7 protein-coding genes are annotated in these 12,282 nt (G+C 75.1%); 6 read left to right on the plus strand and 1 reads right to left on the minus strand.

Features of this window, described 5'->3' with window-relative positions:
- The first annotated feature begins 131 nt into the window (after window positions 1-131).
- From ACFVXH_RS18995 to ACFVXH_RS19005, 3 genes are read left to right on the plus strand one after another with little or no spacing between them, the layout of a single operon-like run.
- Window positions 132-1,076, plus strand: coding sequence for an ABC transporter ATP-binding protein (locus ACFVXH_RS18995; protein ID WP_387825165.1), 945 nt, complete (start codon window positions 132-134; stop codon window positions 1,074-1,076).
- Entirely contained in the window at window positions 1,073-2,509 is a 1,437-nt protein-coding gene (locus ACFVXH_RS19000; RefSeq protein ID WP_380779837.1) for an ABC transporter permease, read from the plus strand. Before ACFVXH_RS18995 ends, ACFVXH_RS19000 begins: the two co-directional genes overlap by 4 nt.
- Before the next feature lie 4 nt (window positions 2,510-2,513).
- Window positions 2,514-5,261, plus strand: a complete 2,748-nt coding sequence (locus tag ACFVXH_RS19005) for an alkaline phosphatase family protein (protein WP_387825168.1) — start codon at window positions 2,514-2,516, stop codon at window positions 5,259-5,261.
- Between the two features lie 55 nt (window positions 5,262-5,316).
- On the opposite strand, the gene ACFVXH_RS19010 is transcribed toward ACFVXH_RS19005, so the two are convergent.
- Entirely contained in the window at window positions 5,317-6,363 is a 1,047-nt protein-coding gene (locus tag ACFVXH_RS19010; RefSeq protein WP_387825171.1) for a lactonase family protein, read from the minus strand.
- 251 nt (window positions 6,364-6,614) lie between these two features.
- Here ACFVXH_RS19010 and ACFVXH_RS19015 point away from each other — a divergent pair, with 251 nt between their 5' ends.
- The 3 genes from ACFVXH_RS19015 (at window position 6,615) to ACFVXH_RS19025 (ending at window position 12,155) form a co-directional block, all read left to right on the plus strand.
- Window positions 6,615-8,444 (plus strand): glycoside hydrolase family 15 protein, encoded by a 1,830-nt coding sequence (locus tag ACFVXH_RS19015; protein WP_387825174.1) that lies wholly within the window; start codon window positions 6,615-6,617, stop codon window positions 8,442-8,444.
- Window positions 8,441-9,868 (plus strand): glucose-6-phosphate dehydrogenase, encoded by a 1,428-nt coding sequence (locus tag ACFVXH_RS19020; RefSeq protein WP_387825177.1) that lies wholly within the window; start codon window positions 8,441-8,443, stop codon window positions 9,866-9,868. Before ACFVXH_RS19015 ends, ACFVXH_RS19020 begins: the two co-directional genes overlap by 4 nt.
- Before the next feature lie 919 nt (window positions 9,869-10,787).
- On the plus strand, window positions 10,788-12,155 hold the full coding sequence (locus ACFVXH_RS19025) for a serine hydrolase domain-containing protein (RefSeq protein WP_387825180.1): 1,368 nt from the start codon (window positions 10,788-10,790) through the stop codon (window positions 12,153-12,155).
- Window positions 12,156-12,282: the final 127 nt, after the last annotated feature.

The raw sequence follows: 12,282 nt of genomic DNA on the forward strand, positions 1-12,282 counted from the left end.
CGGTGCGCCCGCAGGATGCTCGCAGGACCGCCACGGCGCGGGCCGCTGCTGTTCCGCCGGAGTTCAACCGGGCGCACCTGACGGCGCCCGGTCAACCCCCTAGGTTCCCTGGGGAACCGCGAGAAGGAGCCATGACGGAAAACCAACCTGCCGTACGCGCACGGGCACTGACGAAGTGTTTCGGCGACGTCGTCGCGCTCGACGCCGTCGGACTGGAGCTCGCGCCCGGGCGGATCCATGGACTGGCCGGGCCCAACGGCGCCGGGAAGACCACGCTGCTCGGGCTGCTGCTCGGACTGGCCGCCGCCGACGAGGGCGACCTGGAGGTGCTGGGCAGACCGGTCGGCCGGGCCCGGCCCGCGCCGCCCGGGGTGGCCGGCTTCGTGGACGGGCCCGGGCTCTACCCGTCGCTGACCGCACGGCGGAACCTGGCCGCGCTGGCGACGCTGCGCGGGCAGGACGGCCGGGCCCGCCGGATCGACGAGGTGCTGGCCGAGGTCGGGCTCAGCGACGTCGCCGACGACCGGGTGCGGGGCTTCTCGCTCGGCATGCGGCAGCGCCTCGGACTGGCCGCGGCGCTGCTCACCGAACCCCGGCTGCTGGTGCTCGACGAGCCGTCCAACGGCCTGGACCCGGCGGGCAAGCAGCACGTGCACGGGGCGCTGCGCCGGCTCGCCGCCGACGGCGTGACCGTGGTGCTCTCCAGCCACCGGATGGACGACCTGGAGGCGCTCTGCGACGAGGTCACCATCCTGGCGACCGGACGGGTCCGCTTCTCCGGCCCGCTCGGCGAGCTGGCCGCGGACGACCGCGCGCTCGACCACCGGCTGCTCACCTCCGATCCGGCCGCCGCCCGGCGGGTGGCCGCCCGGGTCGCCGGGGTGCGGGTCGCGGCGGAGGCCGGGACGGGACGCGCGGCCGGGGCGCTGGTGGTGCGCGCGCCGGGCCCGGCCGTCGAGGAGCTGGTGGCGGCGCTGGTGCGGGCGGACGTCCGGGTGCGCGAGGTCGCCCCGGTGGTCCCGCCCCTGGAGGCGGCGTTCCTCGCCCTGACCGAGCAACAGGAGGACGGACGATGAGCGAGCGCGGCGAGGGAGTCATCGAGCGGGGCGGGCGGACGAGCACGGTCACGGCCGGACGCGCGGCGGCCGCCGCCGGCGTCGCCCCCGGGGAGCGCCCGGTGCCGGTGGGCCGGGTGTACCGCTTCGAGCTGGTCAAGCTGCTCTCCCAGTGGCGGATCAGGCTGCTGGTGCTGGCCTGCTGGAGCGCGCCGGGCCTGTTCACGGCCGCCGTCGCCCAGCAGGGGACGCTGCCCTCCGACACCCTGTTCGGCCGCTGGATGCACGCCACGGGCTGGGCCGGGCCGCTGGTGGTCCTCGGTTTCGCCGGCTCGTGGGCGCTGCCCCTGCTGACCTCGGTGGTCGCGGGCGACGTGTTCGCCGCCGAGGACCGGCTCGGGACCTGGCGGCACCTGCTGGTGACGGTCCGCTCGCCGCGGCGGATCTTCGCGGCGAAGGCGCTGGCCGGCGCCACCGTGATCGTGCTGCTGACGGCCGGCCTGGCGGCGTCGAGCACCGTCGGCGGGCTGGCGGCGGTCGGCGACGAGCCGCTGGTCGGCGTGGACGGACACCTGCTGGCGCCGTCGGACGCGGCCGTGAGCGTCCTGCTGGCCTGGGCGTGCGCGCTGGCGCCGACCCTGGCCCTGGCGGCGCTCGGACTGCTCGGCTCCGTCCTGCTGGGCCGCTCGCCGATGGGGCTGCTGGTCCCCGCGCTGGCGGCGGTCGCGATGCAGCTCGCCCAGCTGCTGCCGCTGCCGGTGGCGCTGCGCCTCGCCCTGCCCGGGTACGCCTTCGTCGCCTGGAACGGGCTGTTCGCCGACCCGGGCCGGCTCGACGAGCCGCTGATCGCCGTCGCGGTCGCCCTGCTCTGGGCGGCGGCCGCCACCGCGGCGGCCTACCTGCTCTTCGTCCGGCGGGACTTCACCACCGGCAGCGAGGACGGGGTGGGGCGCCGCACGCTCCTCGCCGGGGTGCTGCCGCTGGCCGGGCTGCTCGCGCTGACCACCGGCGCGCTCGCGGTGGCCACCCCCTCCAGCGGCTCGGGGATCACGCAGGCGAAGGTGCAGCAGGAGGTCGCCACCGTGTTCGCGCACCTGTACCGGCTGCAGACCGAGCAGCTGCACCGCCCCGCCGTGACCGAGGCCGACCTGCGGGCCACCGCGGACTGCCGGCGGGGCGACGGCCAGGTCGAGCCGGAGGGCCCGGGCAACGACTGGCGCTGCGTGGTCACCTGGCACCTGCCCGGCACGGACGCGCCCGGGACGGCGGTCTACCAGCTCGACGTGGCCTCGGACGGACGGCTGACGGCCGACGGCGACGGCCCGAAGGAAGTGAACGGCTACTTCCTGGTGCGCACCCCGACCGGGGACGCGCCGAACCCGCTCTGGCAGTTCGACGGCCAGGTCGCACTGCTCGCTTCCCCCACCAGCACGACGAACTCAACGAAGGGCTGACGCCATGCAGGTAACGCGTCGTCGACGCAGCCGGAACGCCCACGTGGTCCTCCTCGGCCGCCGGGTGGGCCGCAGGGCCGCACTCGCCACCGCCTGTGTCACGGCGGTGGCCGTGGCCACCGGCACGGCCTTCGCGAGCACCCACCAGTTCGACGAGGACCAGGTCGGCCAGACCACCGAGAACGGGCTGGTGATCTCCAGCGACCAGTACCTCGCCCCGTACGGCAGCCGTCAGGTCCTGGACAACGGCAAGATCATGGGCTCCACGGTCAGCCCGGACGGCGCCCACCTGGCCGCCGCCGTCACCGACGGCGACGCGGCGCTGGTCGTGGTGGACCTCAAGACCGGCAAGGTGAAGCAGCGCGTCGGCACCAACAAGGCGGATGAACTGCGCATCCCCAACGGCTCGGTCGGCCAGGAGTCCCCGGTCTACTCGCCGGACGGCAAGCAGCTGTGGCTGGGCCAGCTGGACGGCTACACCCGGTTCACCGTGCAGCCCGACGGCACCCTCGCCGCCCCGGTGGCGGTGAAGATCCCGGCGGACGGGGAGAAGCACGCGCTGGCCTCCGGGGCGGTGTTCTCCGCCGACGGCTCGACGGTGTACGCCGCCGTCAACGGGCAGAACCGGGTGGTCGCGATCGACGCGGCGACCGGCGCGGTCCAGCGGAGCTGGACGGTCGGCAACGCGCCGCGCGGCGTCGTCCGGGTCGGCGGGAAGCTGTACGTCTCGAACGAGGGCGGGCGCACGGCCACCGCCGGGGACACCACGATCAACTCCTACGGCACCCAGGTCCCGGCCGACCCGGCGACCGCCGCCACCACCACCGGCACGGTCAGCGTGATCGACCTCGCCGACCCGGCCGCCGCCGTCGGCTCCATCGCCGTCGGCCTGCACCCGACCGCGCTGTACGCGAAGAACGGGGTGCTGTTCGTCGCCGACACCGCGAGCGACGAGGTGTCGGTGATCGACACCGCGCACGACAAGGTCGTCCAGACCGTCTCCACCAAGCCCTGGCCGGAGGCCTCCGTCGGCTACGAGCCCACCGCGGTGACCCTCACCGAGGACGGCCGGCTGCTGGTCACCCTCGGCCGGGCCAACGCGGTGGCCGTCTACCGCTTCGCCGGCGCGCAGGAGCCGGTGAGCTACGTCGGCCTGCTACCCACGGACTACTTCCCGGCGGAGGTCGCCACCGTCGGCTCGGAGGTGATCGTCTCCAACACCCGTGGCATCGACGCCCGGCGGCCCAACAGCACCGGCGCCCACAAGACCCACGACACCACCTCCAGCCTCACCCGGTTCACGCTGCCGAGCGACAAGGTGATCCGCGCGCAGACCGCCAAGGTGTTCCAGCAGAACGGCTGGACGAACAACGCGGTCAAGCTCGCGAACGGCCACAAGGCGAAGGAGGAGGTGGTGCCGAAGCGGATCGGCGACCCGTCGCCGATCAAGCACGTCTTCCTGATCGTCAAGGAGAACCGGACCTACGACCAGGTCTTCGGCGACGTCGCCGAGGGTGACGGCGACCCGAAGCTGGCCCAGTTCGGCGCCGCCGTGACGCCCAACCAGCACGCCCTGGCCGAGCAGTTCGGGCTCTACGACAACACCTACGACATCGGCACCAACTCCGCCGAGGGCCACAACTGGCTGATGCAGGCGGACAACCCGGAGTACACCGAGTCCTCGGCCGGCGAGTACGAGCGCAGCTACGACACCGAGGACGACGCCCTGGGCCACCAGCGCTCCGGCTTCCTGTGGACGGGCGCGCAGGCGGCGGGGAAGACCGTGCGCGACTTCGGCGAGTTCCACCAGTTCCTGGACAAGCCCGCCGACGCCACCTGGCAGAACCTGTACTGCGACGCCAGGACCATGGACGCGACCGGGCAGGGCAGCGCCTACGCCCTCAAGTCCTCCTCGCCGATCCCCTCGCTCAACAGCGTCTCGGTGCCCGGCTTCCCGAGGTTCGACACCGACGTGCCGGACCTGTACCGCTACCAGGTCTGGAAGCAGGACTTCGAGCGGAACGGCCCGGCGAACCTCAACATGCTCTGGCTGTCCAGCGACCACACCGGCGGCCCGGCCAGCCCGGCCGCGCAGGTCGCCGACAACGACCTGGCGACCGGGCGGATCGTCGACGAGATCACCCACAGCCCGTACTGGAAGGACTCGGCGATCTTCGTCGTCGAGGACGACTCCCAGGCGGGCCTCGACCACGTGGACGGCCACCGCGCCCCGATCCAGATCATCAGCCCCTGGGCGCAGCACGGGGCCGTGGACAGCCGCTACTACTCGCAGATCACGATGGTCCGCACCATCGAGCAGATCCTCGGCATCCACCCGATGAACCAGAAGGACAGCGCGGCCAGCCCGATGACCGGGGCCTTCACCGACCGGCCGGACTACACGCCGTTCACCGCGGTGCCGAACCGGACCTCGCTGACCGACGGCCTGAAGACGCCGCCCTCCTGCGGCCTCGACGTCCCCGGGGAGCAGGACCTCCGGGCGGCGGCGCCGGTCACGACCGCGCCGCCGGCCGCGCAGCAGCCGGTCGTGGACCGGTGGGAGGCCTGGAAGTCGCACCAGCGGCTGACCGGCCCGAACGCCGTGGCCGACCACGCCAACCCGGCGCAGATGGAGCACCTGGTCTGGTACCAGACGCACAACTGGACCGCGCCGTACCCGGGGGAGAGCACGATCCTCGCGCCGGACGACGTGCCCGGCGCCTACCTGCCCTCGCCGGAGAGCGACGGCTGATCCCGCCGCGCCCGCACCGGGCCCCGGGCCGCTTCCCCGGCCCGGGGCCCGCGCGTCAGGCGAACAGGACGGTGGACGCCGCCGGGACGGCCAGCGAGCCCGCCCGGCGGGGGACGCCCGTGGCGGCGTCCAGGTCGAACCAGGTGACGTCGCCGGAGTGCTGGTTCGCCGCGTACAGCCGGGTGCCGGTGGGGCCCAGCACCAGGTCGCGCGGCCAGCGGCCCCCGCAGGGCACCGAGGTGACCACGTGCGCCCGCTCGCCCGTCGCGTCGAGGGCGAGCACCACGATGGTGTCGGTGCCGCGCTCGGCCGCCCACAGGAACCGGCCGTCGGGGGAGACCACCGGGGCCGACGGCGAGACCGGGCCCTCGACGCCGTCCGGGAACAGCGGGACCTCCGCGACCGGTTCGAGCGCCCCGGCCGCCGCGTCCCAGCGGCAGACCGTCACGACGGGGCGCAGCTCGCCGAGCACGTACGCGTGCCGGCCGGAGGGGTGGAAGGCGAGGTGCCGCGGCCCGGTGCCGGGCGGCAGCGCGGTCTCCGCGTGCACGGTGAGCGCCCCCGTCGCCGGGTCCAGGGCGAGGACCCGCACCGCGTCGGTGCCGAGGTCGACGGCGAGCACCCAGCGCCCCGACGGGTCGGGGAGCACCTGGTGGGCGTGCGGGGCCCGTTGGCGGTCCGGGTGCGGCCCGCTGCCCCGGTGGCGCAGCACGGTGGCCGGGGGCCGCGGGGTGCCGTCGTCGGCGAGCGGCAGCACGCTGACGCTGCCGGAGCCGTAGTTGGCCGTCAGCAGGTGGCCCCGGCTGAGGCTCAGGTGGGTGGGGTGGTCCCCGTCCACCGGGACGGGGGCGCCGAGCGGGCGGGGCGCCGGACCGGCGAGGTCGTGGGCGGTGACGGCGCCCGGCTCCGTCTCGGAGACGGCGTAGAGCACCGGTCCGCCGGCGGCGAGCCCGAGGGCGAGGTAGGACGGGTCGACGGCCTCGACGACACCGGTGGCGGTCAGCGCCCCCGAGTCCGGATCCAGCGATGCCAGGACGATCCCGCGCCCGCCCTCCGAGGTGAACGACCCGATGAAGGCCCGCTCCGCGCCGCTGTCCGCCACCGCAAACCTCCGTGGTCCACCATCCGCCGTCCGGGCTCGAACGCTAGCAGGTGCGGGGTCCGGGCTCTTTCGCCGGAGAGCGCTTTTTCACTGGAAAGCACCGCTGCCGGAGCGGCCGGATCGCGGACCGGCCCGATCCCCGGGAACGTGGGAGCCGTTGGCCGCGCGGCCGGGTCGCCGTCGGCCCGGCGGTCCGCACCGGGACGACGCCCCTTCGACCACCCCCCTTGGCGCTGCGGAAGCGAGGCGGCATGTACGACCCCGACCCACCGTTCCGGCCGGTCCGCCGCCGGAACGGCTACCCGCCGCTGGAGGACCTCGGCCTGATCGGCAACGGCGCGACGGCCGCGCTGGTCGGCCTGGACGGCGCCGTCCCGTGGCTGTGCCTGCCCCGGTTCGACTCCGAGCCGCTGTTCTGCGGCCTGCTGGACCACGCCCGGGGCGGGCACTTCACCCTCGCCCCGGAGGGCCTGGTGGAGGCCAGGCAGCGCTACGAACCGGACACCGGCGTGCTGGTCACCGAACTGCGCGGCCCCACCGGCCTGGTGCGCGTCACCGACGCGCTGACCCTGCGCTCCGGCGCCGACCTCACCGACGACGCGCCGGCCGACCGGGGCGAACTCGTGCGCTCGGCCGTGGTGCTGGACGGGACGGTCCGGCTGCGGGCGGAGCTGGAGCCGCGCGGCGGCGCGCAGGCCCGCGCCCTGTTCAGCGGACTGGAGGTGCGCCCGCACCGGCGCCCGGACCTGCGGCTGCACCTGCGCTCCAACCGCCCGCTGACCGGCCTGTGCGGCACCCACGAGCTGCGGCAGGGCGAACGCCTGGACCTCGTGCTGTCCTGGGGCCGCTTCCACCGCCACCACCGCTTCGACACCGACGCGACGCTGAAGGCCACCGCCGAGGCCTGGCGCCGCTGGATGGGGCACTTCGCGTACGACGGCCCCCAGGAGCCCCTGGTCCGGCGGGCCGCGATCACGCTGAAGCTCTGCGACGACTGGGCCAACGGCTCGCTGGTCGCCGCCCCCACCTCCTCGCTGCCCGCGCCGATCGGCGGGATCCGCAACTGGGACTACCGCTACAGCTGGATCCGCGACGCGGCGTTCGCCGTGTTCGCCCTGCGCCGGATCGGCTTCGGTGGCGAGGCCGACGCCTTCCTCGGCTGGGTCCTGGACGCCTTCGAGACCAGCCGGCGGCCCCGGATCATGTACGACCTGCGCGGCGGCCCGGTGCCGGACGAGGTCGTGGACGGCGAACTGGAGGGCTACCAGGGCTCGGCCCCGGTGCGCTGGGGCAACGGCGCGACCGACCAGCGCCAGCACGACGTCTACGGCGAGATCCTGGACTGCGCCCACCAGTGGCTGCGCTCCGGCGGCGAGATCCAGCCCGCGCTCTGGGCCGGCCTGGCCGAGCTGGCCGACGCCGCCCGGCAGGCCTGGCGGGAGCCGGACCAGGGCATCTGGGAAGTGCGCAGCGAGGGCCGGGTGTTCACGTACTCGGCGGGCCTGTGCCAGGTGGCCCTGGACCGGGCCGCCCGGATCGGCGAGCGGCTCGGCCGGTCCGACGGGCCGGACCGCTGGCGCGCCTCGGCCGAGGAGCTGCGCCGGCTCGTCCTGGAGCAGTCCTGGGACGAGGACGCCAAGACCCTCAGCGCCCACCTGGACGGCGGCGGCACGCTGGACGCGAGCCTGCTCGCGCTCCCGCTGCGCCGGGTGGTGCCGGCCGACCACCCGCGGATGGTGGCGACCGCCGCGGCTGTCGCCGAGCGCCTGTCGGCGGGCGGCGGGCTGCTCTACCGCTACCTGCACGAGGAGTCCCCGGACGGGCTGCCGGGCGACGAGGGCGCCTTCGTGCTGTGCAGCTTCTGGCTGGTCGACAACCTGGTCGGCCAGGGCCGGACCGACGAGGCCGGGGAGCTGTACGCCTCGCTGTGCTCCCGGGCGAGCCCGCTGGGGCTGGTGTCCGAGCAGATCGACCCCTCCACAGGAGAGTTCATGGGCAACTTCCCCCAGGCGTTCAGCCACATCGGGATCATCTCCAGCGGCGTGAACCTGGCCCGGGCGAGGGCGGGGGGACGGGCATGATCGACCGGCTCGCGATCCTCGGCGCGACCGGGGACCTCAGCGCCCGCTTCCTGCTGCCGGCGCTGGCCGCGCTGCGGGCGGCGGGGCACACCGGCGACGCGCTCCGGGTGACCGGGGCGAGCCGGGAGGAATGGGACACCGGGCGGTACCGGGCGTGGGCCGCGGAGCGGCTCGACCGGCACGGCGGCGCCCTCCCGGCCGGGGCCGGGGAGGCGGTGGTCTCCGCCCTCGACTACCGGCGGGCCGACGTCACCGACCCGGCCGACGTGGCCGCGGTCGTCGCCGGGGAGGGGCCGGTGGCCGTCTACCTGGCCCTCCCACCGGCGCTCTTCCCCGCCGCGGTCACCGCCCTGCACGCGGCGGGCCTGCCGGAGGGCAGCCGGATCGTCCTGGAGAAGCCGTTCGGCGAGGACCTGGCCGGCGCGCGGGAGCTGAACCGGCTGCTCGCCGAACTCCTGCCGGAGCGGGCGGTGTTCCGGGTCGACCACTTCCTGGCCATGACGACCGTCCAGAACGTCCTCGGCAGCCGGCTGGCCAACCGGGTGCTCGAACCCCTCTGGAACAGCACCCACATCGCCGAGGTGGACATCACCTGGGACGAGACGCTGGCGCTGGAGGGCCGGGCCGGGTACTACGACCGGGTCGGGGCGCTCAAGGACATGGTCCAGAACCACCTGCTGCAACTGCTCTGCCTGGTGGCCATGGAACCGCCGCTCACGCTCGGCGAACGGGACCTGCGCGACCGGAAGGTGGACGTGCTGCGCTCCGTACGGCCGCTGACCGAGCACGACGTGGTGCACCGCACCCGGCGGGCCCGCTACCTGCCGGGCCGGATCGGGGACCGCGACGTCCCCGCGTACGCCGAGGAGGAGGGCGTGGACCCGGCGCGCGGCACCGAGACCTTCGCCGAGGTGGAACTGGAGCTGGACAGCTGGCGGTGGGCCGGGACGCGGTTCCGGCTGCGCAGCGGCAAGGCCCTGGGCGCGGACCGCAAGGAGGTCGCGGTGCACTTCCGCCCGGTGCCCCACCTGCCGTTCGGCCCCGGCGGGAAGAGCCACGGCGGGAAGAGCCACGGCGGGAAGGGCTCCGGCGGGGAGGGCCACGGCGGGGAGGCCCGGCCCAACGTGCTGCGGTTCGAGCTGGAGCCGGAGGGGCTGGCCCTGGACCTGACCGGCATCGGCGCCCACGCCCACGAGCTCGTCCCGCTCTCGCTGACCGCGCGGATGGAGCCGCAGGACCTGCCCGCGTACGGGCGGCTGCTGCTGGACGTCCTGAACGGCGATCCGGCGCTGTCCATCCGCGGCGACGAGGCCGAGGAGGCCTGGCGGGTGCTCGAACCGGTGCTGTCCGCCTGGGAGCGGGGGCTGGTCCCGCTGGACGAGTACCCGGCGGGCTCGCAGGGGCCGCCGCCGCACTGGTGGTAGCCGCGCCGGTGCCCGGGTGACCGGCCGGTGGGGGGCCGGTCGGCCGGAGCCCGGGCGCTCGGGCCCCGGGCAGTGCCACTCGCGGCCCGCCCGGTGAATTCCGTCGCATTCCGGCACAGCAATCCCAGGCATCACAGTCGCCACATTCGTCACAGGCGCCCGGTAAATCACTCGGCTATTTCGACGAATGACTGTTCGAGTGGCTGGTGGGATCTGAACCTTATATTTTCGGCCAAAGAATTCGCGCCCGTTCTCGGGCGTTCCGGGCGCGGCCGGGAGTCGCACCTGGGATTTTGGCGTTCCGATTACCGACGGCGGTCGCTCTCCGTTCAATCGGAAGGGGTTGCGAGCGGCTGACCCGCCGTGAAGACTGTTGCGCGTTCGTCGTCCGGACGTTCGGGACGACAGGGATTGTGCGACTCCCCGACCGTGTCGGCGCGTTCCGCGCGGCGGTTGCGGGGGTGGATCGCCAAAAGGGGGAATGGGCATGCCGGGTACGGCCGTTGCGCAGGTGGGGGCCGGGAGAGCGGCCGGCCGCCGGGGGACGGTTTTCTGTTCGAACGTGCCGGCGGGGTAAGAGTATTCGGAGGCTCGCGGTTCACCGCGATCCGGTCCGCCGTTCATCGCGCGGAGGGAAATCCGGATCGTATTCGCACCGCCCGGTCCGGGCGCGCCGACGCGACCGCGGAACGGCTCCGCGAGGGCGGGTGCGGTGCCCGGCCGCGGGCGTCCGGGGATTCCCGTTCCCGGGGCCGGACGGCCTCCGCCGGCCGGGCCGACGCCGATTCCCCCCGTTCCCGCGCGTCCTGAAGCAGGCGACGACGGCCGGGAATTCCCGCTGTGCCGCCTCCCAATCCGCGATTCCACCGCGGGCGCCCGGCGCGCCCGCACCCGAGAACCAGTCAACGGGAGTTCCGCCATGCCGTACGCCAGTCCGGCGCCCGCCCGCGAGCGGTCGCCGCTCCTCCTGCGCGGCGAGCTGCAGCACCGGCTCGACACGCTCGCGCGCGCCCACCGGGTGCCCGGCGCCCAACTGGTGCTGGACACCGGCCCGGAGGCCGTCGTCCTGCACACCGGGGTGGCCGACACCGGCACCGGGGCACCGTTCACCGAGGACACCGCCGTTCCGGTCGGATCGCTCACCAAGCCCTACACGGCCGCCCTGGTGATGCTGCTCGCCGACGACGGCGACCTCGACCTCGACGAGCCGGTCGCCGAGCACCTTCCGGAGTTCCGGCAGCTGCCTGAAGTAACGATTCGTCACCTGCTGAGCCACACCGGCGGACTGCCCACCGGACCGGACTCCGACGCCGCCGCCCGCACCACCGCGACCCGCTACCTGTCCGCCGTCTGCACCGCCCCGGACGCGCTGTTCCCGCCCGGGACGGACTTCTCCTACTCCAACGCCGGCTACGTCGCCGCCGGGCGCCTGGTCGAGACGGTGACCGGGATGCCCTGGCACGAGGCGGTGCGCGCCCTGCTGCTCGAACCCTTCGGCACCGGGCCGGTGTTCGTCGACACCGCCGCCCCCGGGCGACCGGTCGCCGCCGGGCACGCGCTCAACGCCGCGACCGGCCTGCCCCGGGCCGTCCGGCAGAACCTGGCCCCGCTGGAGGCCCCGGCCGGCGCCCTGCTGGCCAGCGCCGCGGACCTCGCCGCGCTCGGCGCCGCCCTGGTCGGCCGCGCCAAGGTGCTGCCCCCGGACACCGCCGAGCTGATGCGCCGCCCGGAGCCCGGTGCCCGGCCGGGAGCGCTCGCCGACGGCTGGGGCGCCGGCGCGGCGCTCTACCGGCAGGACGGGCGGCTGTGGTGCGGCCACGACGGCAACGCCATGGGCACCTCCTGCCATCTGCGGGCCGACCCGGACAGCGGCCTCGTGGTCGCCTTCACCGGCAACGCCGGCGCCGCCACCGCCCTCTGGCGCGAACTCGCGGCCGACCTGGAGGAGTTGGCCGGAGTACGGGTGCCCGCGGGGATCGAACCGGTCGGCGCGGGCGGACCCGTGCTGCTCGCCGCCCCGGCGACCCTGGCCGAGTGCGCGGGCGACTACCGCAACGGCGCCATCCGCTACCGGGTCGAGCCGGCCGGCGCCGGACCGGCCACCCTCTCGGTCGACGGCGACCTCCCGATCCCGCTGCGCTGCTACGCCGACCTCTCCTACGACCTGATCGCCCCCGACACCGGGCGCCCCGAACCCGGCGGGCGCTTCCACCGGGACCCGACCACCGGCCGGATCGACCGGGTGCAGGTCTCCGGGCGCACCGCCCGCCGGGCCGCCGCCGACTGAGCCGACCGGCCCGGCCGCCGTACGCCCACCCCTGCACCGACACCCCGCACCGACACCCCGCACCGTTCCCCGGGTCCGAGGGCCGGCCACCGCCTGCCCCGCCGCCCTCGTCGTCGCCCCCCTCGGA

This window comes from Kitasatospora sp. NPDC058184 (genome assembly GCF_042883725.1).
Lineage (GTDB): Bacteria > Actinomycetota > Actinomycetes > Streptomycetales > Streptomycetaceae > Kitasatospora.

Coding starts and splice junctions, on each gene's coding strand:
- ACFVXH_RS18995 (WP_387825165.1), top strand. CDS start 132: ATGACGGAAAACCAACCTGCCGTACGCGCACGGGCACTGACGAAGTGT.
- ACFVXH_RS19000 (WP_380779837.1), top strand. CDS start 1,073: ATGAGCGAGCGCGGCGAGGGAGTCATCGAGCGGGGCGGGCGGACGAGC.
- ACFVXH_RS19005 (WP_387825168.1), top strand. CDS start 2,514: ATGCAGGTAACGCGTCGTCGACGCAGCCGGAACGCCCACGTGGTCCTC.
- ACFVXH_RS19015 (WP_387825174.1), top strand. CDS start 6,615: ATGTACGACCCCGACCCACCGTTCCGGCCGGTCCGCCGCCGGAACGGC.
- ACFVXH_RS19020 (WP_387825177.1), top strand. CDS start 8,441: ATGATCGACCGGCTCGCGATCCTCGGCGCGACCGGGGACCTCAGCGCC.
- ACFVXH_RS19025 (WP_387825180.1), top strand. CDS start 10,788: ATGCCGTACGCCAGTCCGGCGCCCGCCCGCGAGCGGTCGCCGCTCCTC.